This is a genomic window from Shinella sp. CPCC 101442 (assembly GCF_024704725.1).
Taxonomy (GTDB): domain Bacteria; phylum Pseudomonadota; class Alphaproteobacteria; order Rhizobiales; family Rhizobiaceae; genus Shinella.
Window position 1 is genome coordinate 43,863 of the sequence record NZ_JALIQS010000012.1, and the last position, 25,834, is coordinate 69,696.

The following is a 25,834-nucleotide window of genomic DNA, read 5'->3' on the forward strand; positions in this document are numbered from 1 at the left end:
CGGGGACGTTATGGCCGACCGGGCGAAAAGGTCAAGCCACGGGTTCGAGAAGACCCGTGCAACGGCGGTTTTCCGCCGCTTCGACGGCTTGTTGCTGGCGTCTTTCGCCTGTAGAGCCAATAGCAGAACACAAGAAAATTGCGGAAACCATCATGGCTCTCGATGCGCGGCAGATGCGCCGCATCACCATTTTAGGCTCGACAGGCTCTATCGGCACCAGCACGCTCGACGTGGTGCGCCAGCTTGGCGGGCGCGAGCGCTACGAGGTCGTGGCGCTGACCGGCAATGGCAATGTAGAGCTTCTCGCAGCGCAGGCCAGGGAATGCGGCGCGAAGCTGGTGGTGACGGCCGACGAGAGCCGTTACGGCGCGCTGAAGGATGCGCTTGCCGGCAGCGGTATCGCAGCGGCGGCGGGGCGCACGGCGCTTCTGGAGGCGGCTTCCGGCGACGCGGACTGGGTGATGGCGGCCATCGTCGGCACGGCCGGCCTTGCGCCGACGCTGGCGGCTGCGAAGAAGGGCGCGGATATCGCGCTGGCCAACAAGGAATGCCTGGTGTCCGCCGGCGATCTCTTCGTGCAGGCCGTCGCGGCGGGCGGCGGGCGTCTCATTCCCGTCGACAGCGAGCACAGCGCGATCTTCCAGGCGCTGGAGGACGACCAGCGCCATGCCGTCGAGCGTATCGTGCTGACGGCTTCGGGCGGTCCCTTCCGCACCTGGAGCCGCGAGCAGATGGCGGGCGTAACGGCAGATATCGCCCGCGCCCATCCCAACTGGTCGATGGGCCTGAAAATCTCGATCGGCAGCGCCTCCATGTTCAATAAGGCGCTGGAGATGATCGAGGCGAAACATCTCTTCGATGTCAGGCCCGACCAGATCGAGGTGGTCGTGCATCCTCAGTCGATCATCCATTCCATGGTCGGTTATGTCGATGGATCCGTGCTGGCGCAGCTCGGTGCGCCGGATATGCGCACGGCGATCGGCTATGCGCTGACCTATCCCACACGTTCAGCGCTCAATGTCGACCGGCTGGATTTCGCAAAACTGTCGCGTCTCGATTTCGAGGCGCCGGACGAGGCGCGCTTCCCGGCGCTGCGGCTTGCCCGCACGGCATTGGAGCGCGGTGGTCTTCAGGGCGCGATCATGAATGCGGCGGAGGAAGTGGCTTTTCACGCGTTCGTCGGCGGGCGCATCGGCTTCCTGTCTATGGCCGATATTGCCGAGCAGGTGATGGACACGCTTACCCATCTGCCGCCGGCATCCTCGATGGACGATGTCTTTGCCGCAGACGAAGAAGCCCGGCGGGTGGCCGCCGGGCTCATCTGATCGGTTGCGTTTTTCGCCGTCTCAGGCGACGGCGCGGGCCAGCGCACAGCGTGACCACAGCGAATGCAGCGCGCCGACGAGATGTTCGATATCGGCATCGGTGTGCAGCGGCGTCGGCGTGATGCGCAGGCGCTCGGTCTTGCGCGGCACCGTCGGGTAGTTGATCGGCTGGACATAGATGCCGAAATTGTCGAGCAGCAGGTCCGAGATCCATTTGCACTTGGCGGCATCGCCGACCATGACCGGCACGATGTGGCTCGGGTTCGGCATATGCGGGATACCGTTGCGGTCGAGGGCTGCGCGGAGCTTGCGCACACGCTCCTGATGGGCGAAGCGCTCGATCTGGCTGTCCTTGAGGTGGCGGATCGAGGCAAGCGCACCGGCGGCGAGCGACGGCGGCAGCGACGTCGTGAAGATAAAGCCGGATGCGAAGGAGCGCACGAAATCGCAAAGCGCGGTGGAGGCCGCGATATAGCCGCCCATCACGCCGAACGCCTTGGCGAGCGTGCCTTCGATGACCGTCAGGCGGTGCATCAGGCCTTCGCGTTCGGCAATGCCGCCACCGCGCGGGCCGTACATGCCCACGGCATGGACTTCGTCGAGATAGGTCATCGCGCCATACTTGTCGGCGAGATCGCAGATTTCCTTGATGGGGGCGATGTCGCCGTCCATCGAATAGACCGATTCGAAGGCGATCAGCTTCGGCGCCTTCGGGTCGGCGGCGGCGAGCTTGGCTTCGAGGTCGCGGAGATCATTGTGCTTCCAGATCACGCGCTCGCACTTGGAGTGGCGGATGCCCTCGATCATCGAAGCGTGGTTGCCGGCATCGGAAAAACAGATGAGGCCCGGGATCTTCGAACAGAGCGTGCCAAGCGCCGCCCAGTTGGACACGTAGCCCGAGGTGAAGAGCAGGGCGGATTCCTTGCCGTGCAGATCGGCCAGTTCCTGCTCGAGCAGGACATGGTAGTGGTTGGTGCCGGAAATGTTGCGGGTGCCGCCGGCGCCGGCGCCACACTGGTCGATGGCAAGCTTCATCGCCTCGGTAACCTTGGGGTTCTGGCCCATGCCGAGATAGTCGTTGGAACACCAGACGGTGACGTCCTTCGGGCCTTCGGCCGTATAGCGGGTCGCCTTGGGGAAGTTGCCCTTCTGGCGCTCCAGGTCGGCGAACACGCGATAGCGGCCTTCCTGATGCAGGCCATCCAGCTCGTTCTTGAAGAAAGTTTCGAAGTCCATCCGGAGTCTCCTGTCCGGCGAAAACCCGGACATCATCATCGTTGGCGGTCGTTCAATCGGCTACACCTGAGGCCGTTCCGCTGCAACGATATCCGCTGCGGCAAATCGGCGCCACCTTTGAACCATTCCAATGTATCCTAAGCCCCCAAAGGCCATTTCCTGTTGATGCATGTCAAGTCTGCACGAAAAAAGGACGGCCTCAACCGCCCTTTTAATCGAACCAGTTTCAGCTTTTTCGTAGAAGTCAGGCGGCCGCGACCGCCCGCTTGGCCATGACTTTTACGAGATTTGCCCGGTATTCCGCGCTGCCGTGGAGATCGGAGAGCAGATCCGTGGCATCGATATCGACGCCTGCGGCCGCATCCGCCGACCAGTTGGCGGCAAGTGCTGCCTCCAGGCCCGCATGGCGGAAGACGCCGTTGGAGCCCGCACCGGTCACCGCCACCCGCACGCTGCCATCCCCTGCCTTTGTCACGAAGACGCCGGCCATGGCATAGCGCGAAGCCGGGTTGGGGAACTTGGAGTAACCCGCCTTGGCGGGCGCGTCGAAGGTCACGGCGACAACGATCTCGCCTTCTTCAAGGGCGGTTTCGAAAAGGCCGGTGAAGAAGTCCCCGGCGGAGATTTCCCTGGTATTGGTGATGATCGTCGCCCCCAGGGCCAGCATGGCGGAGGGATAGTCGGCGGCGGGGTCGTTGTTGGCGATGGAACCGCCGATCGTGCCCATGTGGCGGACATGCGGGTCGCCGATATGGGCGGCGAGGTGAGAGATCGCCGGGCACGCGGCCTTCAGCTCGGCGGAGCTCGAGACCTCGTAATGCGTGGTGGCCGCGCCGATGCGCACGCGGCTGCCGTTGACCGAGATGCCCTTCATCTCGGCGACGTGTCTGAGATCCACGAGGTCGGAAGGGGCGGCGAGCCGCTGCTTCATCGTCGGGATCAGCGTCATGCCGCCGGAGACGTATTTGGCCTCGTCGGAAGCGGACTGCAGCTTGACCGCATCGGCAACCGAGGATGCACGGTGATAACTCGTTGCGTACATGGCGTCCTCCCGTCAGTTCGTTGCTGCCCGTGCCGCCGCCCAGACTTTCTGGGGCGTTGCCGGCATGGTGAGGTCGTTGTTGCCGATGGCATCGGTGATGGCGTTCATCAGTGCCGGCGGCGAGCCGATGGCGCCCGCCTCGCCGCAGCCCTTGATGCCGAGCGGATTGTTCGGGCAGGGGGTTACCTGGTGCGAGACCTGGAAGGAGGGCAGGTCGTCGGCGCGCGGCATGGTGTAGTCCATGTAGCTCGCCGTCAGAAGCTGGCCGGTTTCCGGATCGTAATGCACGCCTTCCAGCAGCGCCTGGCCGATACCCTGCGCGATGCCGCCATGCACCTGGCCCTCGACGATCATCGGATTGATGATGTTGCCGAAGTCGTCGGCGGCGACGAACTGGACGATCTTGGTCTTGCCGGTTTCCGGGTCGATCTCGACCTCCGCGATGTAGCAGCCGGCCGGGAAGGTGAAGTTGGCCGGATCGTAGAAGGCGCCTTCCTTGAGGCCCGGCTCCATGCCGGAGGGCAGATTGTGCGCGGTATAGGCGGCAAGCGCCATCTGGAACCACGGAACCGACTTGTCGGTGCCGGCGACCTTCAGGGCGCCGTTCTCGATGACGATGTCGCTCTCGTCGGCCTCCATCAGGTGGGCGGCGATCTTCTTGGCCTTGGCCTCCACCTTGTCGAGCGCCTTCACCACCGCGGACATGCCGACGGCGCCGGAGCGCGAGCCGTAGGTGCCCATGCCCATCTGCACCTTGTCCGTATCGCCATGCACGATGGAGACGCTGTCGAGCGGCACGCCGAAGCGGTCGGCGACGAGCTGGGCGAAGGTCGTCTCATGGCCCTGGCCGTGGCTGTGCGAGCCGGTCAGCACCTCGACGGTGCCGACGGCATTGACGCGCACCTCCGCCGATTCCCAGAGACCGACACCGGCACCGAGCGAGCCGACCGCCGCCGACGGCGCGATGCCGCAGGCCTCGATATAGCAGCTCATGCCGATGCCGCGCTTCATGCCGCGGCCGGCGGCTTCCGCCTTGCGAGCCGGGAAACCGGCCCAGTCGGCGGCGGCCATGGCGGCTTCCAGCGAGGCTTCGTAGTCGCCGGCATCGTAGTTCATGATGACGGGCGTCTGGTGCGGGAAGCTTCGGATGAAGTTGATGCGGCGAAGCTCGGCCGGCGAGACGCCGAGTTCGCGTGCCGCCGTCTCCATGGTGCGTTCGAGCAGGTAGGTCGCTTCCGGCCGGCCGGCGCCGCGATAGGCGTCGACGGCGACGGTGTTGGTATAGACCGCACGCACATTGGCGTGGATCGCCGGGAAATTATACTGGCCGGAGAGCAGCGTCGCATAGAGATAGGTCGGCACGGCCGAGGAAAAGAGCGACATGTAGGCGCCGAAATTGGCGATCGTGTCGACCTTCAGCGCCGTGACGCGGTTATTGGCGTCGAAGGCCATTTTCACGGTCGAGACATGGTCGCGGCCATGCGCATCCGTCAGGAAGGCCTCGGTGCGGTCGCTTGTCCATTTGACCGGCACGCCGGTGCGCTTGGAAGCCCAGAGACAGACGATTTCCTCCGGGTAGATATAGATCTTCGAACCGAAGCCGCCACCGACATCGGGCGCGATGACGCGCAGCTTGTTTTCCGGTGCGACATTGTAGAAGGCGCTCATGACGAGGCGCGCGACATGCGGGTTCTGGCTCGTCGTGTAGCAGGTGTAGTGGTCCTCGGCGGAATCGTAGATGCCGAGGGCGGCGCGCGGTTCCATCGGGTTCGGCGCCAGGCGGTTGTTGACGATCTTCATCTCGGTGACATGGGCGGCGGCGGCGATCGCCGCATCCGTCGCGGCGCCATCGCCGATCTCCCAGTCGTAGATTAGGTTGCCGGGGGCTTCCGGATGCAGTTGCGGCTGGCCGGTTCCGAGCGCCTTTACGGCATCGGTAACGGCTGGCAGCACGTCATAATCGACGACGACGGCTTCGGCGCCATCGCGGGCCTCGCCCATCGTATCGGCAACGACGACGGCGACGGCATCGCCGACATAGCGCACGGTGTCATGTGCGAGTGGCCGCCAGGCGCCCATCTTCATAGGCGAGCCGTCCTTGGAATGGATCATCCAGCCGCAGATCAGGTTGCCGATGCCGTCGTCCAGCATCTGCTTGCCGTTGAGCACGCCAATGACCCCGGGCATTTCCTCTGCCGCCGACGTATCGATGCTTCTGATCTTCGCATGCGCGTGCGGCGAGCGCACGAAAGCGGCATAACGCATGCCGGGCACGAACATGTCGTCCGTATACTTGCCCTGGCCCATGAGGAACCGCTTGTCTTCCTTTCGCGCAACGCGCGCGCCGATGCCTTCGACACCCATCTTCATCTCCTCCAGAGATATCGTTCGCGTGACATGCTGAAGGCGGTCAGCCGGCGGGCGGATACGTGTCGCAGCCGTCGGGGAGACCGCCGTCGGCGTTATTCCGCAGCCTGCCGGCCTGCCGCGCCCATTTCCTCGGCGGCGGCCAGAATGGCTTTCACGATGTTATGGTAGCCGGTGCATCGACAGATATTGCCTTCCAGGTTTTCCCGGACGGTCTGCTCGTCGAGCTTGGCGCCATAGCGGTTGATCATGTCGACGGCGGTCATCACCATGCCGGGCGTGCAGAAACCGCATTGCAGGCCGTGATTGGCCTTGAAGGCCGCCTGCACGGGGTGCAGCTCGCCGTTCGCGGCAAGGCCCTCGATGGTGAGGATGTCGGAGCCCGCGGCCTGGGCCGCGAGCATGGAACAGCTCTTCACAGCCTTGCCGTCCATATGCACGACGCAAGCGCCGCACTGGGACGTATCGCAGCCGACATGGGTTCCGGTGAGGCTGAGGGTGTCGCGCAGGAAGTGCACGAGCAGGGTGCGGTCCTCGCATTCCTTGCTCACCTTCCGGCCATTGACGGTCATTGCCACTTTCGCCATTCGTTCCTCCCTGGCGGTTGCAGAGCCGCTGGGCCGATCGATCCTGTGGTGCATGCAGCGGGCGCCTCGCGACGCGGGCCTGGGATCAAACGAAACCAGCATTCAATTCGCGTGCATTTCATTCCGGCAAAGATGGCGCGTGGGGTTCTCCTCCAGCCGACACGACATCAACAGTCATATCATTTGACTTTTCGCGGCCGGGATCAACCGGTACTTTCAGGCAATATCGAAATTTCTCGTGACCGGAACATATTGAGAGGCGAAACAAACGAAACGGAAACGCTGTTTATTCGCGGAACAAAAAAATAGTTTAGTCCCATGGACTTCCCGGAATCCGGCTATATTTTGAACCTCGGACAGACCTGACCGTCCAAGACGGCGCGTATGTTGCGTAACGTAAGAAGGGGATAGTGCGGATCCGAAAACGGGGCGCATCTCAACTTTGGAGAACATCTTCATGAAAAAAGTCATTGCGCTCGTCCTAGTCGGTCTGGCGGTTGCCAGCTGCACGCAGACGGAAAAGGGTGCGGGTATCGGCGCCGTCTCCGGCGCGATTATCGGTGGCGCGATCACCGGTGACGTCCGTGGGGCTGCCGTCGGTGCTGCCATCGGCGGCGTTTCCGGTGCTGTCATCGGCTCCGTCTCCGAGCAGCCCGGCCAGTGCTACTACCGCGACCGCCACGGCCGCCGCTACATCGATCGTTGCCCGCAGGGTTACTGATCCCTCGCGCATGCAGCCCATGCGAAGCCCCGGATCGTATCCGGGGCTTTTGCTTTTCCGCTTCCGGGATAAAATGCCCTTCGGCGCTTCAAATCCTGTTCGTCAGCGTGTAAAACCGCCGTTAACATTACGGAAAACCTAACGCGTTAGGGTCTTTTCTGCCTGAAAGCTCTGGATGAACCAGGGCGCCTGAAGTCTGTGACGGAAGCATGTCGGTCTACCGCGCGCACCGCACCTTACGGAGAAAGGCGACGGATAGCTGCGGATGCGGGATAAAGTGAACCGGCCGGAAAAGAGTTTTGCGTTTCTGAAAGCTGGCACCGCCCTCGCGGTCGCTGCGGCGTTGGCCGTTGCGCCTCTCTCAGCTTCCCCCGCCTTCGCCTTCGAAATTTTCGGCATGAAGTTCTTCGAGGACGAGGAAGACACGACCGCCGTCATCGATCCCGTCAACTACACGCTGACGCTCAATCCCGGCACCGATGACGATGACCTGAAAGAGGCGATCGAGAACACCGCGCTTCTCAAGCAGGATGAGGGCAAGCCGGTCTCGGGCGATCTCGGCCTCGTCATCAAGGCGCGCGATGACCGCGATCGCATTCTGGCCGCGCTTTATGAACAGGCCCGCTATGGCGGCGTGGTGAAGGTCACGGTCGACGGCCAGGACCTCGATCAATTGCCGCCCAACCCGGAATTTTCCGATCGCGGTGCCATTCCCGTCACGATCACCGTCGAGCCCGGCCCGGTCTTCACCTTTGGCGATATCGCCTTTTCCGGCGATGCGGAGGGCCGCAATCCGGCCGATTATGGCCTTGTGCCGGGTGCTCGCGCCGACTCCACGATCATCCTGAAGGCCGGCGAGAAGATGGTCGTCGATCTCAGGGCCGAGGGGCGGCCGCTTGCGAAGCTGACCGAGCGCAACGCCACGGCCGACCACAAGACCGTGACCGTGGACGTGGTGATCGCCGCCGAGGGCGGGCCGGTCGCTCCCATCGGCGAGGTCGGTGTTTCCGGCACCAAGGCGGTCGATGCAGGCTTCGTTCAGCGCTATTCGCGCATCAATGCCGGCCAGCCCTATTCGCCGGAGGCGCTCGCCAAGGCAGCTGAGCGGCTGCGCACGCTCGGCGTTTTTTCGAGCGTGACGATCCGTGAGGCTGACAAGCTGGCGCCGGACGGTTCGCTGCCGATGACCATCGAGGTCTCCGAGGGCAAACACCGCTATTTCGGCGTCGGCGCGCAGGTTTCCAATACCGACGGGCTTGGCCTGCAGGGCTATTGGGGCCACCGCAATCTCTTCGGCCAGGCCGAATCCCTGCGCATCGAAGGCGCAGTCAGCCGTATCGGCGAATCCGCGCTCGGCGACATGGACTATTCGACGGCGATCCTCTTTTCCAAGCCCGGAGCCTTTGGCCCGACCTCGACCTTCAATGCTAGCCTCAAGGCGTCGATCGTCGATCCCGACGCCTACAAGGCGTTCACCACGACGGCTGCGGCTGGCGTCAGTGTCGAGCTTTCCGATCAGGATACAGTGAGCGCCGGCGGCGAGGTCATGTGGAGCGACGTCGAGGACGCCTTCGGCAAGAACAAGTATCTCACGGCCGCCATCCCGATCGAATATGTCCGCGATACGCGCGATGACAGGCTGAACCCGACCGAGGGCTATCGCGCGATGATCAACGCGAAGCCGACCTATGAAATCAAGCGCGGCACGTTCTTCTCGAGCTTCGAAGGCGCTATGACCGGCTACCAGGCGCTCGGCGAGGAAAAGCGTTTCGTCCTCGCCGGCAAGGTCGCTGCCGGCACGATCATTGGCGGCGATCAGTTGTCCGACATTCCGGCGACGCGCCGTTTCTTCCTCGGCGGCGGCGGCACGGTGCGCGGTTACGGCTACCAGGAAATCTCGCCGCGCAACGGCAAGGGCAAGATCCTCGGGGGCCGCTCCTATGTGGCGGCGACCGCGGAGGTGCGAATCGGCGTGACGGAGACGATCGGCATCGTGCCTTTCATCGACGTCGGCACGGTTTCCACCGACGAAGTGCCCGATTTCAAGGATATCAGGGCCGGTGCCGGTATCGGTCTTCGCTATGCGACGCCCTTCGGGCCGCTCCGCCTCGATGTGGCGGTGCCGCTCAAGAAATATGACGGCGGCACCTCCTTCGGGGTCTATGCCGGTATTGGCCAGTCGTTCTGACGGCCGCCCGAATTTCCGTTTAGACTCTTGATCGGCCGGGCGATTCGGATTCAAGACGGACATGAGCGATATCGAGCGCTCCCCGCACGCGAAATGGATGAAGCATGAACAGGCTGTCCCGAATTCTCCGCGCCACGCTCCGTTATTTCGGCTACGGCATCGTCATTCTTCTGCTCGTTCTGGTCGGCCTTGTCGGCTTTGTCGGCTTTACCGATGCGGGCGCGCGTTTCGCCGTCGCCTATGTGGAGAAGATCGCTGCGGCGAGCGGACAGGTGATCTCGATCAGCGAACCCTCCGGCCTGCTCACGGGTCGGCTCAGGGCAAAGATGATCACCGTCGGGGACGAGAAGGGCACCTATGCGGAGGTCAAGGATCTCTCGGTCGACTGGTCACCGCTGAGCCTGCTCGGTTTCCGGTTCGACGCACAGCGCATTTCCGCCTCTTCCATTTCGCTTCTGCGTCTTCCCGAGTCCAAGGCGGACGCGGAAAAATCCGACGCGCCCTTTTCCCTGCCGGTCGAGGTGCATGTCGGCGCGCTGCAGGTGCCGGAGCTGTTCGTTTCGGGCACCGTCGCCGGTCGCGACCAGCGCATCGTGCTTTCGGGCAGTGGCAATGCGACGGCCGAAAGCGTGGCCGTCAAACTCTCCGCCTCGGAAAAGGCGCGCCCGGATGCGCGCGTCGTGGCCGATATCGTCTTCAACCCCGCCGACAACCAGCTTCGCCTCGAAGCCGATGTCGCCGAGCCCAAGGGCGGCATTCTGGCCGCCTTGCTCAAATTGCCCGACGATCCGGCGGTCTCGATCCGCCTGACCGGCGACGGTCCGCTGTCGCAGTGGAAGGGCCGCCTTTCCGCCGCGCTCGACGGCACGGAGATGCTACACGTCGACGGGCGGCATGATCTGGCGGCCAACGGGCTGCATACGATCGCGCTCAATGGCGGCGGCACGTTCGACGCATTGATGCCGCCGCAATTGCGCCCGCTCTTCGCCGGCGAAACGGGTATCGACGTGATTGCCGCCTTCGACGGCTCGGACATGCTGCGCATCGAAAAGGGCGCGATCTCGACGGGTGCGATGACGCTTGCCGCTTCGGGCACGGTCAGTGCCAAGGGCGCAAACGACCTCGACGTCAAACTCTCCGGCCGCGACGGTCCCATCGATTTTCGCTGGCCGCTTGCCGAAGGCGATGCACGTGTGCTGATCGCCGGTGCCGATGTGTCCCTCACCGGAGAAGCGAGCGCTGCGGCGCTCGACGCCAATGCCTCTATTGTCTCCGCCGAAATGCCGGCCGGGCGTATCGAGAACATCCGCCTCACGGCAAAAAGCGATGCCTTCAACGTGGCAAGCCAGTCGGGCCGCATCGATGCGACGGTGGAAACCGGCGTAACGGCCTTCGCCAATCCCGATCTCGACCGTACGGTGAAAGGGCCGGCCAAGCTCGTCGCGACGCTGAACGTGTCGCCGACGGAGATCGCCTTCGATCCGGCAATGCTCGAAAGCGCCAGTATCGGCGGCACCCTGTCCGGCCGCTACGGGCTCGAAAGCCGCGAGGCCGACGTCAGTTTCCGCCTCTTTGCGCTACCCGCCGTGCTGCCGCCGGCCCTTGCCGGCAAAATCGATACGACGATTGCGATGGAGGGACGCGTCCAGCTTGGCAGCGATGGCGCAATCGATCTTTCCGGCCTCACCGTGAAGTCCGGCACGCTGGAGACGACGGGTACCGTCTCGCTCGGCAACGGCAATCTCCAGGCGGCGCTGACCGGCAAGGTGCTGAACCTCGGCAAGCTGCTTGCCGATGCCAAGGGCGAGGCCGTCTTCGACCTTTCCGCGACCGGCCCTCTCGACGGGCTCGACGTTTCGGCCAAGGTGACGTCCAGCGGCGCGACGCTGTCCGGCCGCACGTTGAGCGATCTCGTGGTGACGCTCAAGGGCAAGGCCGTTGCCGACAGTCCCTCGGGCGAGTTGACGGCGACGGGCGCGCTCGACGGCCAGGCGATCAATGTGCGGTCCAGCATTACCTCGGAAGGCGGGCGCATTTCGGTGCCGGTGCTGGAGGCGGAGATCGGGCCGAACACGTTGAAGGGCTCTCTCGCGCTCGCGCCGAACTTCATGCCGGATGGCACCATCCGCTTCGATTTCCCCGATCTCGGTCTGCTCGCCGCCATGGCCGGGCAGAAGGCGGCCGGCGATCTTTCGGGCCAGGTCGAAATCGCAACGAGCAATGGCAAGACCTCGGCCACGGTGCAGGCATCCGGCTCGGCCATCAGCCGGGACGCCGTCAGCATCACCAGGCCGGCCGTCGATCTCGATATCGCTGACCTTGCGACCGCTGCGATCTCGGGCACGGTTCGCGCCGAACGCGTCGCCTCGGGCGAAAACCGGCTGGACGCTCTGAAACTTGAATTCTCCCGCGCAGGGCAGGCGACCAATTTCGATGTCACCGGTCGTCTCGACGGCGCGCCGCTCATCACCAGGGGTAAGGTCCTTCAGCGTGAGGGCGGGCTGGATGTGGCATTACAGGCCTTCGAGGCAGCCCCCCGGCGTATCGCATTGACACTTGCCAGGCCGACGACGATCGGCGTGGCCGGGGGCGTGGCGACGCTCGACGGGCTCACCATCCAGGCCGGACGCGGTTCGGTTGCGGTCTCCGGCCGGGCGGGCGAAACCCTCGACCTGTCGCTGCGGCTCAATGCGCTGCCGGCGGCGCTGGTCAACAATTTCGCTGCCGGTCTCGGTGCCGAAGGCGCGATCGGCGGTACAGTAACGGTCAGGGGCCAGGCGGCCGCGCCGGTAGTCAACTATGCGCTCGACTGGAGCGGCGCCGTGACGAGCCAGACACGCAGCGCCGGCATCGGCGCGCTGACCATCAGTGCCAACGGCGCCTTCGCGAACAACAGGGTAACGCTCGATACCGTGCTTTCGGGCGGCGGCGGGCTCTCCTTCCGGGGCGGCGGCACGGTCGGTATCGGCGGGGCGACGCCGCTCGGGCTCAACTTCCGCGGCACGGTGCCGTTCGGGCTCCTGCAGGGCCAGCTGTCTGCCCAGGGCTTCGTGCTGACGGGCAATGCCAATGTGGATCTTGCCATCGGCGGTACGGCGGCCGCGCCCTCCGTCACCGGCAGCATCACGGCCGGCGGCGCGCGCCTCGTCGATGTGCGCCGCAATCTCGCGGTGGAGAACCTGACGATCCGCGTGACGATGGACGGGCGGCAGGCCGTCATCGAGACGGTGTCCGGCCGGGTATCGACCGGCGGGCAGCTTTCGGCGAGCGGCCGTGTCGGCATCGCGCCGGCGAGCGGCTTTCCGGTCGACGTGACGATGCAGCTCCGCGACGTCACCTATGTGGACGGTACGCTGGTCACGGCGAATGTCAGCGGTGACATCACCCTGCGCGGGCCGGTGGCCGGCCTGGCGCTCGGTGGCAAGGTGCATATCAACAGGGCCAACGTCACCATTCCGCAGCGGTTGCCGGCGACGCTTTCCGAAATCAACATCAAGCATCGCAACGCGCCCGCCGAGGTCAAACGCATGAAGGCGGATGTCAATCGCGATCAGGGAAGCAGCGGTGCGACGCGCGGCATCGCGCTCGATCTCACCATCGAGGCACCCGGCCAGCTTTTCGTGCGCGGACGTGGCATCAATGCGGAGCTCGGCGGCAGCCTGAGGGTGACGGGCACCTCCACCGCGCCTGTCGTCTCCGGCGGCTTCGAGCTCGAGCGCGGGCGCATGGAAATCCTGACGCGCCGGCTTGATTTCACCTCCGCGCATATTGGTTTTGCCGGCGGGCTGGTGCCGACGGTCAATCTCGTCGCAGGCAGTTCGGCTGGCACGACGGAAATCACCGTCACGGTGGCCGGCGTTGCCAGCAACCCGACCGTCACCTTTGCGTCGTCGCCCTCGCTGCCGCAGGATGAAATCCTCGCTCAGCTCATCTTCAATCGCTCGATGTCGAATCTTTCAGCGGTGCAGATCGCCCAGCTCGCCTCGGCGGCAAGCCAGCTTGCGGGCGGCCGCTCGACTGGCCTGCTCGACAGCCTGCGCAGCAAGCTCGGCGTCGACGATCTCGATATCACGACGGACGCCCAGGGCCGTGCCGCGGTGTCGGCCGGCAAATACCTGAACGAGCGCACCTATATCGAGCTGAAGCAGGACCCGGAGACGAATGGCGCCAAGGCCGTGATCAACCTCGATGTCGGCCGCGGCCTGAAACTGCGCGGCGAGGCGGGCAGCGGCGGCAGCGCCGGTGCGGGTATCTTTTACGAGAAGGAATATTGAGGCGGTTTGCCCGCTCTCGATATTCCTTCACGCCAGCGCGTTTTTCGTCGTTTTCAAGAGAATATTGGTTTCTGTCACCGTGATGCCGTCGATGAGGCGGATGCGGCGCAGTGTTTCGTCGAAGGCGCCGAGATCGCGGTCCTCGAGTTCGGCGATGAAATCCCAGCGGCCATTGGTGGAGTGAAGGGCGCGAACCTGCGGTAGGCCGCGCAACTGGGCACTGACGCGGTCGGCCATCTTGCCGTGCACCTCAATCAACACGATGGCGCGCACGCCGCTGCCGGTCAGTTCCACCCCGGTCTTGATGGTGAAGGCGGCAATCGTGCCGGACGAGACGAGCCGGTCGATGCGCGCGGAGACCGTGGCGCGCGAGGCACCGGTCATGGCGGCGAGCGAGGAGACGGGCGTTCTGGCATTGTGGCGCAGCGCACCGATCAATGCATGGTCAAGATCATCAAGACTTACCAATTTGTCATCCAGCGCTGCGCAAAATGCTAAAATCGCCCATCTATTTGCCAGTTTTTCCTCTTTTTGCCAACAGAGCGAACGGCAATAATCGCGTAAAACCGGGCAAACCGGCTCTCACGCACCCGCGGGGAAATCATGGCGGAAAATGACAAGCATATCGCGCTGATCGGCGCACCCTTGGAAGAAGGTTCGGGCCGCCGCGGCGCGGCCATGGGACCGACGGCGCTGCGCATCGCCGGCGTCGATACGACGCTGACGGATCTCGGGCATATGGTGACGGACGAGGGGGATCTGCATCCCCTGCCGGCCCGCGACCTTGCCAATCATCCGAAGGCGAACAACCTACAGATCGTCGCGGCCTTCACGCGGGCCCTTGATACCGCCGTCTATGACGCGGCGCGCAGCGGAAAATTCCCGCTCATCCTTGGCGGCGACCATGCGCTCTCCATGGGGTCCGTCTCCGGCATGGCGCGCCATGCCGCCGATCAGGGCCGTCCGCTCTTCGTGCTCTGGCTCGATGCGCATGCCGACTTCAATTCGCCGGCAACGTCGCCCTCGGGCAACATGCACGGCATGCCCGTGGCCTTCTTCTGCGGCAAGGCCGAATTCACGCCGATCCTCGAAGCCGGTCGCCCGCTGGTCGACCCCAAGAATGTCTTCCAGGTCGGCATCCGTTCGGTCGATGCACGCGAGCGCGAGGAAATCGCCGAGCATGGTGTCAATGTCTATGACATGCGCGCGGTCGACGAGATCGGCATGGCGCATATCATGCACGACATCATCGCCCGCATCAAAGCGGCGAACGGTCTCCTGCATGTCAGCCTCGATGTCGATTTCCTCGATCCGGAGCTTGCGCCGGGCGTCGGCACCACGGTGCCCGGCGGCGCGACCTTCCGCGAGGCGCATCTCATCATGGAGATGCTTTGCGACAGTGGCCTCGTCTCGTCGCTCGACCTCGTCGAGCTGAACCCGTTCCTCGATGACCGCGGCAAGAGCGCGCGCATCCTCGTCGAACTCACCGCCAGCCTTTTCGGGCGCCGTATTCTCGATCGGCCAACCCGCAGCGCCTGAAAACAACCGGAGGACCCCATGACGCCGTCGACTGCCAGCCTGATCGAAACCGAGTATCGCCTCGGCGCCCATAACTACAAGCCGCTCGACGTCGTGCTGTCGCGGGGGGAGGGCGTGTTCGTCTGGGATATCGACGGCAACCGCTATCTCGACTGCCTCTCGGCCTATTCGGCGGTCAACCAGGGGCATTGCCACCCGAAGATCCTGGCCGCGATGATGGAGCAGGCGCAGAAGCTGACGCTCACTTCGCGTGCCTTCCGCAACGACCAGCTGGCGCATTTCTACGAAGAAATTGCTGCGCTCACCGGTTCGCACAAGGTGCTGCCGATGAATTCGGGTGCCGAAGCCGTCGAAACGGCCGTCAAGGCCGTGCGCAAGTGGGGCTACGAGGTCAAGGGCGTACCGGAAGGCCAGGCGGAGATCATCGTCTGCTCCAACAACTTCCATGGCCGAACCATGGGCATCGTCGGTTTCTCGACGGATCCGGATGCGCGCAGCGGCTTCGGTCCCTTCGCGCCGGGCTTCCGCCATGTGCCCTTCGGCGATCTTGAAGCGTTTCGCGCGGCGATCAATGAAAATACGGTCGCCTTCCTGATCGAACCGATCCAGGGCGAGGCCGGCGTGCTGATCCCGCCGACGGGCTATTTCACGGCGGTGCGCGAACTCTGCACCAAGCACGGTATCACGCTGATCCTCGATGAAATTCAGACGGGCCTTGGCCGCACGGGCAAGCTCCTGGCTGAAGAGCACGAGGGCATCGAGGCGGATATGACGCTGGTCGGCAAGGCGCTTTCGGGTGGTTTTTATCCGGTTTCGGCGGTGCTTTCGAACAGCGAAGTGCTTGGCGTGCTGAAGCCCGGCCAGCATGGTTCGACTTTCGGCGGCAACCCGCTTGCCTGCGCCATCGCGCGGGCCGCTCTGAAGGTGCTCGTCGAAGAGGATATGATCGGCAATTCGGAGCGCATGGGCGAGCGTTTCCAGGCAGGCCTCAAGGGCATCCGGTCGAACCTCATCAAGGAAGTACGCGGTCGCGGACTGATGCTCGCCGTGGAACTCGACCCGGCCGCCGGCGGCGCGCGCAAATATTGCGAAGCACTGAAGGAGCGCGGCATCCTCGCCAAGGATACCCATGGCGATACGATCCGCATCGCCCCGCCGCTCGTCATCACCGGCGATCAGGTGGATTGGGCGCTGGAGCAGTTCGAGGCGGTTCTGCGCACCTGACCGGGCGCGACGGAGCCAGGAGACAAGGCCTCGCGGCGACGCGGGGCCTTTGCTTTTTTCGGATGCGGCAAAAGTTTGAAAGATTTTAACCAGAGCGTGCATAGGATCGAAGCACGACGCAGATCAACCTGGAAAGATCCCGATGACCTCCATCACTACGGCCACCTTTGCCGGCGACACGCTCGAAATCATCGCATTCCGTCTGCATGAGCAGGAGTTCTGCGTGAAGACGACGACGATCCGTGAGATTCGCGGCTGGGCCCCATCCACGCCGATCCCGCATTCCCCGCCCGACGTCATCGGCGTGATGAACCTGCGCGGCACGGTCATCCCGATCATCGATCTCGCCCACAAGCTGGGCATGAAGAGCACGGAAGCCAACGAGCGCAGCGCCATCGTGGTCGCCGAAGTGCACAGCATGGTCGTCGGCCTCGTCGTCGATCGTGTCTCGGACATCCTCACCATCCGCAGCGAGCAGATCCAGCCGGTGCCCGAGGTGACGACCTCCTTCGACAAAGTCTATGCCGAGGGTATCATCGCCCATGAGAACGGCATGATCTGCTTCCTCAACCTTGCGCGCATGTTCAAGGAACGCGACGTGGAAGAAATGGCGGCCTGATTCCCCGTCCCATCCTTCTGGAAAATCGAAAACCGTCGTGCTGCCGCACGGCGGTTTTTTGTTGCCTGTAAAATAATGCAACCTTTGGAAGAAATTGCAGTTACGCAAGGAAAGCGGCGCCTAACGTTACGTCAGCAACACAAAGCTGACTGCATTTGTAAGCTATTGTTATATAACAGAACTTAAAAATGATATCTTGTTTTTCATCAATTGTTAAAGCTGTCGCTCCATCTTTGATTGCAGATATGCGTTCTGGGGAGGCGTGATCGTCTCCCGCAAAGATTGAGAACTGAGCAGGTCTATCGTGGGCCGCGTCGCGACCCATGCGCAACACCGCAAACTGACGATCGCCACGCTGGCCATCAGCTTAGAAGCAGTGGTCGTCACACAAGGGGACAGGTCATGCTTTCATTTGCAAAGTCCATGGATGCAGGCCACATCATCGACGCGCTGTCGCGCTCGCAGGCCGTGATCCAATTCGACCTTAACGGCAATATCCTCACCGCCAACGAAAACTTCTGCAAGGCGCTCGGCTACGATCTGAAGGAGATCGTCGGCAAGCATCACCGCATCTTCTGCGAAGCCGCCTATACGGCGACGGAAGAATACCGCCAGTTCTGGGCGCGCCTCGGACGTGGGGAACACGACTCCTCCAGCTACAAGCGCCTGCGCAAGGACGGCAAGGAGATCTGGATCCAGGCGAGCTACAACCCGGTCTTCCGTGGCGGCAAAGCTTACAAGGTCGTCAAATTCGCGAGCGATATCACCGAAGCGAAGATGCGGGCGACGGAAGACGCTGCAAAGCTCGACGCCATTTCCCGCTCGCAGGCGGTGATCGAGTTCACGCCATCGGGCGAAATCCTCAATGCCAACGAAAATTTCTGCGCGGGGCTCGGCTACGATCTCTCCGAAATTCGCGGCAGGCATCACCGCATGTTCTGCGATCCAGCCTATGTGCAGACGCAGGCCTATGCGGATTTCTGGAAGAACCTTGCCGACGGGCAATTCATCTCCAACGAATTCGTGCGCTATGGCAAGGGCGGCAAGGAAATCTGGATCCAGGCGGCCTACAATCCGATCCGCGACCTGAATGGCCGGGTCTTCAAGGTCGTCAAGTTCGCGACCGATGTCACCCAGCGCATGTCAGCGATCAATGCGCTCGGCGGCGCGCTGAAGGCGTTGTCGGAAGGCGACCTCACGCAGAACCTGAAAGTTCCCTTCGTGCCCTCCATGGAGGCGGTCCGCAAGGACTTCAACGAGGCTGTCGCCGGTCTGCACGAGACCATGCGGACAGTCGAAACCAATGCGAATGCCATCGCGTCCGGCGCACAGGAAATCCGCTCGGCGGCGGACGATCTTGCCAGGCGTACCGAGCAGCAGGCGGCCTCCGTGGAGGAAACCGCGGCCGCCCTCGACGAAATCACCACGACGGTCGCCGATTCGAGCCGCCGCGCCGACGAGGCCGGTACACTGGTCGGCAAGACCAGGATGGGCGCGGAAAAATCCGGTGAAGTCGTCAAGAAGGCGATCGGCGCCATGGGACAGATCGAGCAGTCGTCACGCGAGATTTCCAATATCATCGGCGTGATCGACGACATCGCTTTCCAGACCAACCTCCTGGCGCTGAATGCCGGTGTCGAAGCTGCGCGAGCGGGGGAGGCCGGCAAGGGCTTTGCGGTCGTGGCGCAGGAGGTACGCGAGCTTGCCCAGCGTTCGGCAAGTGCGGCCAAGGACATCAAGGCGCTGATCACCACGTCAGGCGAGCAGGTTAGGAGCGGCGTCGCCCTCGTCGACGAGACCGGGCGCGCCCTGCAGGAAATCCTGGCGCAGGTGCACGAGGTTCACACCAACGTCGCCGCCATCGTCGAGGCTTCGCGCGAACAATCGACGGGCCTTCGCGAGATCAACACCTCCGTCAACTCGATGGACCAGGCCACGCAGCAGAATGCGGCGATGGTCGAGGAAAGCACGGCGGCGAGCCATGCCATGGCGCGTGAGGCCGATGCATTGCATGCGCTTATCCGTCGGTTCCGGCTCGCCGGAAACGGCGCGGCTGGCGGGCAGGGGGCGGCCCGAGCTCCAAGGGCTGTCGCTCCTGCCCCCACCGCGCAGCTGCATGCCGTTGCCCGCACGATGCGATCCTCCGGCGGTGCCGCGGCGGCGGAAAACTGGGAAGAATTCTGATCCCGGCGCATCAATGCAAAAACGGCCGGCGTAAAGCCGGCCGTTTTGTTTGAGGGCAAGAGCCGGCTTCAGGCCGGTGCGGCCGCCGCGGGCGGGACTTCCGCCGGCTTGGGGCGATGGATCAGCGGGACCGCCTGCAGGACGAGGCTGTCGAGACCTTCGCCATTGTGGTTGTCGACGAGATCGAAAAGCTGGCGGCGCATGCGCGGCTCCCAGAACTTGTTGATATGGGTGGCGACGCCCCCCGGGCCTTCGCTTGCCGGCTGCGAGTGGAAAAAGGTGGCGATCTGGTTTGCCATCCGGATGATCTTGTTGTTGTCGGACATGCGCGTCTCCTAACCATTTCCCAGGCGCCGCTCGGCGCCGGGCACGATGCGTTCCGCACCGGTGAAAATCTCGAAGTCCTCGCCGCGCACCAGCGCGATCAGCGTCATGCCGGCATCCTCCGCCGTTCGGATGGCGAGCGCGGTCGGTGCCGAAATGGCGATGATGAACGGGCTGCCGATGATCGCCGTCTTCTGCACCATCTCGACCGAGACGCGGCTGGTGACGACCACGGCGCCCGCGCCACCGGCATGGCCGGCGCGTCGCGCGGCACCAACGAGCTTGTCCAGCGCGTTGTGCCGGCCGACATCCTCGCGCACCGCGATGAGGCCTTGGCCCGGCACATAGAAGCCCGCGCCATGCACGGCGCGCGTCACCATGTGCAGCGGCTGCTGACCGTTCAGAAGGCGAACCGCTTCGACGACCTGGTCCTCCAGAAGGGTAAGCGGTGATGAACGCACCGAAGGCGTGACGCGAACCGCCTGTTCGATCGATTCGATGCCGCAGAGACCGCAGCCGACCGGGCCGGCCATATGGCGGCGGCGGGTGGTCAGCGCGTCGTTCTGTGCGTCGGCAAGGCGGATCTGCAGGTCGATGCCCTTGTCTTCCGCCAGAACCTCGATGGTTTCGATCTCCGAGGGATCGGCGATGATGCCTTCGGTGAGGCTGAAGCCGGTCGCGAAATCCTCAAGATCCGCGGGCGTCGCCATCATCACGGCGTGGGTCGAGCCGGCATAGGAGAAGGCGACCGGGGTTTCCTCCGGCACGAACCGATCGCTCTCGCCGAGCCGCCCGTTGCGGCGGGCGGTCTCGGCAACCTTGGTGTGGGTCGGAAAATCCGGCACGCGCGTTCCTATTCCGCTGCCTCCAGCTTGCCCTTGATGCGGCGGGACTGGCGCGACAGCTCGTCATATTCGACCTGCCAGTCGGACGGACCGTTCGACGGCGAGATCTGCACGGCCGTCACCTTATACTCCGGGCAGTTCGTCGCCCAGTCGGAGAAATCGGTGGTGATGACGTTGGCCTGCGTCAGCGGATGGTGGAAGGTCGTGTAGACGACGCCGGGCGAAACGCGGTCGGTGACGAGCGCGCGCAGCGTCGTCTCACCGGCGCGGCTTGCCAGCCGCACCCAGTCGCCGTCGCGGATGCCGCGGTTTTCCGCATCGTGCGGATGCATTTCCAGCCGGTCCTCCTCGTGCCAGAGCACGTTGTCGGTGCGTCGCGTCTGGGCGCCGACATTGTACTGGCTGAGAATGCGGCCGGTGGTGAGCAGCAGCGGGAAGCGCGGGCCGGTCTTCTCGTCCGTCGCGACATATTCCGTGCGGATGAACTTACCCTTGCCGCGCACGAAGCCGTTGATGTGCATGATCGGCGAACCCTGCGGGTTCTTCTCGTTGCACGGCCACTGCACCGAACCGTGCTTTTCGAGATAGTCGTAGGAAACGAGCGCAAAGCTCGGCGTCGTCGCGGCGATCTCGTCCATGATCTCGGAGGGGTGGCTGTAGTTCCAGCCCAGTCCCATGGCATGGGCGAGGTTCTGCGTGACCTCCCAGTCGGCATAGCCGTTCTTCGGCGTCATGACGCGGCGCACGCGGTTGATGCGGCGCTCGGCATTGGTGAAGGTGCCGTCCTTTTCGAGGAAGGTCGAGCCCGGCAGGAAGACATGGGCGTAGTTTGCGGTTTCGTTCAGGAAGAGATCCTGCACCACGACGCATTCCATGGCGGCAAGACCGGCGGAGACGTGTTTGGTGTCGGGGTCGGACTGGAGGATGTCCTCGCCCTGGATGTAGATGCCCTTGAACGTGCCCTCGACAGCGGCGTCCAGCATGTTGGGAATGCGCAGGCCCGGTTCGTTGTTGAGCGTCACACCCCAGAGCTTTTCGAAGATTTCGCGCGTGGAATCATCCGAGATGTGGCGATAGCCCGGCAGTTCATGCGGGAAGGACCCCATGTCGCACGAGCCCTGCACGTTGTTCTGGCCGCGCAGCGGGTTCACGCCCACGCCCTCGCGGCCGATATTGCCGGTCGCCATGGCAAGGTTGGCAATCGCCATGACCGTCGTCGAGCCCTGGCTGTGTTCGGTGACGCCGAGGCCGTAATAGATCGAGCCATTGCCACCGGTGGCGAAAAGCCGGGCGGCACCGCGCAGCGTTTCGGCGGGCACACCGGTCAGCGCTTCGGTTTCCTCCGGGCTGTGGCGCGGTTCGGCGACGAAGCCGGCCCAGTCCTCGAATTCCGACCAGTCGCAGCGCTCCTTGATGAAGCTCTCGTCGTAGAGGCTTTCCGTCACGATGACATGGGCGAGCGCGGTGACGACCGCGACGTTGGTGCCCGGCCGGAGCGGCAGGTGATAGGACGCCTTGACATGCGGCGAGGAGACGAGGTCGATGCGGCGCGGATCGATGACGATCAGCTTGGCGCCCTGGCGCAGGCGCTTCTTCAGGCGCGAGGCGAAGACCGGGTGACCATCCGTCGGGTTGGCACCGATGACGATGACGACATCCGTATGCTCGACCGAATCGAAGTTCTGCGTGCCGGCCGAGGTGCCGAAGGCCTGTCCGAGACCGTAACCCGTCGGCGAGTGACAGACGCGCGCGCAGGTATCGACATTGTTGTTGCCGAAGCCGGCACGGATCAGCTTCTGGACGAGGTAGGTCTCCTCGTTGGTGCAACGCGACGAAGTGATGCCGCCGATGGACTCCCGGCCATATTGATACTGGATGCGGCGGAATTCCGAGGCGGTATGGGCATAGGCCTCTTCCCAGGTCACTTCACGCCAGGGATCGGAAATCTTCTCGCGGATCATCGGGTTGAGGATGCGGTCGCGGTGGGTCGAATAGCCATAGGCGAAACGACCCTTCACACAGGAGTGGCCGCGATTGGCCTGGCCATCCTTCCACGGCACCATGCGTACCAGCTCCTCGCCGCGCATTTCCGCCTTGAAGGAGCAGCCGACGCCGCAATAGGCGCAGGTGGTGACGACGGAATGTTCCGGCTGGCCGATCTCGATGACCGACTTTTCCGTCAGCGTCGCCGTCGGGCAGGCCTGCACGCAGGCGCCGCAGGAGACGCATTCGGATTCGAGGAAATGCTCGTGCATGCCGGGCGAGACGCGGCTGTCGAAGCCACGGCCCTCGATCGTCAACGCGAACGTGCCCTGCACCTCTTCGCAGGCGCGCACGCAGCGCGAGCAGACGATGCATTTCGACGGATCATAGGTGAAGTAAGGGTTCGATTCGTCCTTCGGCATCCAGCGGGCGTTCGCCTCGCCGTTGCTGCGCGCCTTGACGTGGTTGTCGCCCTCATAGCCATAGCGCACGTCGCGCAGGCCGACCGCGCCGGCCATGTCCTGCAACTCGCAGTCGCCGTTGGCCGCGCAGGTCAGACAGTCGAGCGGATGGTCGGAGATATAGAGTTCCATCACGCCCTTGCGGATGCTCTTCAGACGGCTCGTCTGGGTATGGATGACGAGGCCGGGCGCGACGGGCGTCGTGCAGGAGGCGGGTGTGCCGTTGCGGCCTTCGATCTCGACGAGACAGAGGCGGCAGGAGCCGAAGGCATCGACCATGTCGGTCGCGCAGAGTTTCGGCACCTGGATGCCGGCCTCCATCGAGGCGCGCATGATGGAGGTGCCTTCGGGAACGGTGATCTCGTTCCCGTCGATGGTGAGCGTCACCATCTTTTCCGAACGGGCGGCGGGCGTGCCGAAGTCGATTTCAGGAACGAGGGACATGGGAACCTCCGGATCGTCTCGCGCCGCGTTTCAGCGGCGACTTGGGTTCAATTCTTAGGACTTCGTCTCGGCGAGGGTCGCCGCGACGAGCGCATTGGCATGGCCATGGCCGAGACCGTGCGTTTCCTTCAGGAACGCGACGATCTGCATATGCGCCTTGCCGTCCTGCGCGCGGACGATGGCTTTCCAATGCTCGATTGGCTGGCCGTATGTCTTCTCGATGGACGGGAAGTAGGAGGCCGGGCCTTTGATCTTCTCGCTCATTCCGCAGCCTCCACCATCGGTGCCGGTGAAAAGTCTTCCGGGAAGTGGTTCATGGCGCTCATGACTGGGTAGGGCGTGAAGCCGCCAAGTGCGCACAGCGAGCCGAATTTCATGGTGTTGCAGAGGTCGGCGAGCAGTTCGCGGTTTTTCTCCGGCTCGATACCCTGGGCGATCTTGTCCGCCGTCTCGACGCCGCGCGTCGAACCGATGCGGCAGGGCGTGCACTTGCCGCAGCTTTCGACGGCGCAGAACTCCATGGCGAAGCGTGCCTGCTTCAGCATGTCGACCGTATCGTCGAAGACGGTGATGCCGGCATGGCCGATGAGGCCGTCCTTTGCTGCAAAGGCCTCGTAATCGAAAGGCGTATCGAACAGCGCGCGCGGGAAATAGGCGCCGAGCGGGCCGCCGACCTGCACGGCGCGCACCGGACGGCCGGAGGCGGTGCCGCCGCCGATCTGATCGACGATCTCGCCGAGCGTCAGGCCGAAGGCGGTTTCATAGAGGCCGCCATGCTTCACATTGCCGGCAATCTGGATCGGGATCGTGCCGCGCGAACGGCCCGTGCCGAAATCGCGATAGAAGGCGGCGCCCTTGTCCATGACGACGGGCACCGAGGCGAGCGAGATGACGTTGTTGACCACGGTCGGACGACCGAGGAAGCCCTGAAGTGCGGGCAGCGGCGGTTTGGCGCGCACGATGCCGCGCTTGCCTTCCAGGCTGTTGAGCAGCGCCGTTTCCTCGCCGCAGACATAGGCGCCTGCGCCGACGCGGATTTCCATGTCGAACGCCTTGCCGGAACCGAGCACCGAGGGGCCGAGAACACCGGCGGCGCGTGCGACCGCGACGGCCTCGTTCATGACGGCGATGGCGTGCGGATATTCCGAGCGGGTGTAGACATAACCCTTCGTGGCGCCCGTCGCGAGGCCGGCAATCGCCATGCCTTCGATGAGCACGAAGGGGTCACCCTCCATGATCATGCGGTCGGCGAAGGTGCCCGAGTCGCCCTCGTCGGCATTGCAGACGATGTATTTTCTGTCGCCCGGCGCCTCCAGAACGGTCTTCCACTTGATGCCCGTCGGGAAGCCTGCGCCGCCGCGGCCGCGCAGGCCGCTGTCGGTGACTTCCTTGACGATGTCGAGCGGAGCCATGGCGATGGCCTTTTCGAGGCCCTTCAGGCCGCCATGCGCCTTGTAGTCCTCCAGCGAGACGGGATCGATGAGGCCGCACCGGGCAAAGGTGAGGCGGGTCTGGTTTTTCAGGAACGGAATGTCTTCCGTTCCGCCAAGACAGAGCGCGTGCGTCCTGCCTTCGAGGAGACCGGCATCGAGCAGGTCCGGCACGTCGGATGCCTTGACCGGGCCATAGGCGATGCGGCCACTGGCCGTCTCCACCTCGACCAGCGGCTCCAGCCAGTGCATGCCGCGCGAGCCGTTGCGCACGATGACGATGTCGAGCTTGCGGGAATGGGCTTCGCTCGCCAGTGCCTTGGCGACGCGGTCGGCGCCAAGCGCAAGGGCTGCGGCATCGCGGGGAACGTAGATGCGAACGGTCATCGGCGGGCCTCCGCGACGAGTTCCTTGGCAAGCTCGGCATCGACCCGTCCATGCACCTCGCCGTCGAGCATCGCGGCGGGTGCGCACGAACAGAGCCCGAGACAGTAGATGGGCTCGAGCGTCACCGCCCCGTCCAGCGTCGTCTGGTGGAAATCGATGCCGAGCAGCGCCTTGATGCGCTCGGCGACCGCGTCCCCGCCCATCGACTGGCAGGCTTCGGCGCGACAGAGCTTCAGGACATGCCGGCCCGTCGGGTGGTCGCGATAGTCATGATAGAAGGTGACGACGCCATGCACTTCGGCGCGCGACAGGTTCAGTTCACGCGCAATGATCGGCAGGCAGTCCTGCGGCACATAGCCGAATTCGGCCTGGATTTCGTGCAGGATGGGAAGAAGCGGGCCTTCAAGCCCCTTCAGTTCGCTGATGATCGCCAGCGTTCTTGCTCCGACATCGCTGCCGGCAACGTGCACATTCATGGTAGGCCTCCCAACCGACACGAATGAACCACGAGGAGACAGGGGGTTCTGGCGCGCCGATACCATTGAAAATGTTCGGCGAAGACCGGAACCCTGTCGATCCCCGCAGACTTAGTCTAGCACCTTCTCAGCCGGGGGACGACGGGTCAATAAAGCAAAGCCGTTGGGCGATAGAAAA

At 63.9% G+C, this 25,834-nt stretch carries 19 protein-coding genes; 8 read left to right on the top strand and 11 right to left on the bottom strand.

The features are described from left to right. The first annotated feature begins 152 nt into the window (after window positions 1-152). Window positions 153-1,325 (top strand): 1-deoxy-D-xylulose-5-phosphate reductoisomerase, encoded by a 1,173-nt coding sequence (gene dxr / locus MUO32_RS26980; protein WP_257951460.1) that lies wholly within the window; start codon window positions 153-155, stop codon window positions 1,323-1,325. 21 nt (window positions 1,326-1,346) lie between these two features. On the opposite strand, the gene hemA is transcribed toward dxr, so the two are convergent. From hemA to MUO32_RS27000, 4 genes are all read right to left on the bottom strand, one after another. Further along, window positions 1,347-2,561, bottom strand: a complete 1,215-nt coding sequence (hemA, locus tag MUO32_RS26985) for a 5-aminolevulinate synthase (RefSeq protein ID WP_257951461.1) — start codon at window positions 2,559-2,561, stop codon at window positions 1,347-1,349. Between the two features lie 244 nt (window positions 2,562-2,805). Further along, window positions 2,806-3,603 carry a xanthine dehydrogenase family protein subunit M gene (locus MUO32_RS26990; protein WP_257951462.1) on the bottom strand — a complete coding sequence of 266 codons (798 nt, stop codon included), beginning with the start codon at window positions 3,601-3,603 and terminating at the stop codon, window positions 2,806-2,808. Between the two features lie 12 nt (window positions 3,604-3,615). Continuing rightward, a complete protein-coding gene (locus MUO32_RS26995; protein ID WP_257951463.1) occupies window positions 3,616-5,967 on the bottom strand; it encodes a xanthine dehydrogenase family protein molybdopterin-binding subunit in 2,352 nt (783 codons plus the stop codon). A gap of 98 nt (window positions 5,968-6,065) precedes the next feature. Further along, window positions 6,066-6,557: a (2Fe-2S)-binding protein gene (locus tag MUO32_RS27000; RefSeq protein ID WP_257951464.1), complete on the bottom strand. Its 492-nt coding sequence runs from the start codon at window positions 6,555-6,557 to the stop codon at window positions 6,066-6,068. A gap of 457 nt (window positions 6,558-7,014) precedes the next feature. Here MUO32_RS27000 and MUO32_RS27005 point away from each other — a divergent pair, with 457 nt between their 5' ends. From MUO32_RS27005 to MUO32_RS27015, 3 genes are all read left to right on the top strand, one after another. Further along, the gene (locus MUO32_RS27005) at window positions 7,015-7,278 is read left to right on the top strand and encodes a YMGG-like glycine zipper-containing protein (RefSeq protein ID WP_257951465.1); all 264 of its coding nucleotides are present in this window, start codon (window positions 7,015-7,017) and stop codon (window positions 7,276-7,278) included. Window positions 7,279-7,543: 265 nt separating this feature from the next. Further along, window positions 7,544-9,466, top strand: coding sequence for an autotransporter assembly complex family protein (locus tag MUO32_RS27010; RefSeq protein ID WP_257951466.1), 1,923 nt, complete (start codon window positions 7,544-7,546; stop codon window positions 9,464-9,466). A gap of 104 nt (window positions 9,467-9,570) precedes the next feature. Continuing rightward, window positions 9,571-13,740, top strand: a complete 4,170-nt coding sequence (locus MUO32_RS27015) for a translocation/assembly module TamB domain-containing protein (protein ID WP_257951467.1) — start codon at window positions 9,571-9,573, stop codon at window positions 13,738-13,740. A 27-nt stretch (window positions 13,741-13,767) separates the two neighbouring features. On the opposite strand, the gene MUO32_RS27020 is transcribed toward MUO32_RS27015, so the two are convergent. Further along, on the bottom strand, window positions 13,768-14,208 hold the full coding sequence (locus MUO32_RS27020; RefSeq protein WP_257951468.1) for an Lrp/AsnC family transcriptional regulator: 441 nt from the start codon (window positions 14,206-14,208) through the stop codon (window positions 13,768-13,770). Between the two features lie 135 nt (window positions 14,209-14,343). Between MUO32_RS27020 and rocF the strand changes: the two genes are divergently transcribed. The 4 genes from rocF (at window position 14,344) to MUO32_RS27040 (ending at window position 19,306) form a co-directional block, all read left to right on the top strand. Continuing rightward, complete coding sequence (gene rocF / locus MUO32_RS27025) at window positions 14,344-15,279, top strand: arginase (RefSeq protein ID WP_257951469.1); 936 nt, start codon at window positions 14,344-14,346, stop codon at window positions 15,277-15,279. Between the two features lie 18 nt (window positions 15,280-15,297). Further along, window positions 15,298-16,503 (top strand): ornithine--oxo-acid transaminase, encoded by a 1,206-nt coding sequence (gene rocD / locus MUO32_RS27030; protein ID WP_257951470.1) that lies wholly within the window; start codon window positions 15,298-15,300, stop codon window positions 16,501-16,503. Between the two features lie 142 nt (window positions 16,504-16,645). Further along, window positions 16,646-17,122: a chemotaxis protein CheW gene (locus MUO32_RS27035; protein ID WP_257951471.1), complete on the top strand. Its 477-nt coding sequence runs from the start codon at window positions 16,646-16,648 to the stop codon at window positions 17,120-17,122. A 402-nt stretch (window positions 17,123-17,524) separates the two neighbouring features. After that, window positions 17,525-19,306, top strand: a complete 1,782-nt coding sequence (locus tag MUO32_RS27040; protein ID WP_257951472.1) for a PAS domain-containing methyl-accepting chemotaxis protein — start codon at window positions 17,525-17,527, stop codon at window positions 19,304-19,306. 68 nt (window positions 19,307-19,374) lie between these two features. Here MUO32_RS27040 and MUO32_RS27045 read toward each other — a convergent pair whose 3' ends face one another. The 6 genes from MUO32_RS27045 to MUO32_RS27070 are packed head-to-tail and all read right to left on the bottom strand — an operon-like array spanning window position 19,375 to window position 25,656. Next, entirely contained in the window at window positions 19,375-19,632 is a 258-nt protein-coding gene (locus MUO32_RS27045; protein ID WP_257951473.1) for a formate dehydrogenase subunit delta, read from the bottom strand. A 9-nt stretch (window positions 19,633-19,641) separates the two neighbouring features. Next, a complete protein-coding gene (fdhD, locus tag MUO32_RS27050; protein WP_257951474.1) occupies window positions 19,642-20,475 on the bottom strand; it encodes a formate dehydrogenase accessory sulfurtransferase FdhD in 834 nt (277 codons plus the stop codon). Between the two features lie 8 nt (window positions 20,476-20,483). After that, on the bottom strand, window positions 20,484-23,363 hold the full coding sequence (gene fdhF, locus MUO32_RS27055; protein ID WP_257951475.1) for a formate dehydrogenase subunit alpha: 2,880 nt from the start codon (window positions 23,361-23,363) through the stop codon (window positions 20,484-20,486). A 54-nt stretch (window positions 23,364-23,417) separates the two neighbouring features. Then, a complete protein-coding gene (locus tag MUO32_RS27060; protein WP_257951476.1) occupies window positions 23,418-23,627 on the bottom strand; it encodes a DUF4287 domain-containing protein in 210 nt (69 codons plus the stop codon). Then, complete coding sequence (locus tag MUO32_RS27065; RefSeq protein ID WP_257951477.1) at window positions 23,624-25,180, bottom strand: NADH-quinone oxidoreductase subunit NuoF; 1,557 nt, start codon at window positions 25,178-25,180, stop codon at window positions 23,624-23,626. The genes MUO32_RS27060 and MUO32_RS27065 overlap by 4 nt, the downstream gene beginning before the upstream one ends. Then, complete coding sequence (locus MUO32_RS27070; protein WP_257951478.1) at window positions 25,177-25,656, bottom strand: formate dehydrogenase subunit gamma; 480 nt, start codon at window positions 25,654-25,656, stop codon at window positions 25,177-25,179. Before MUO32_RS27070 ends, MUO32_RS27065 begins: the two co-directional genes overlap by 4 nt. Between the last annotated feature and the right edge of the window lie 178 nt (window positions 25,657-25,834).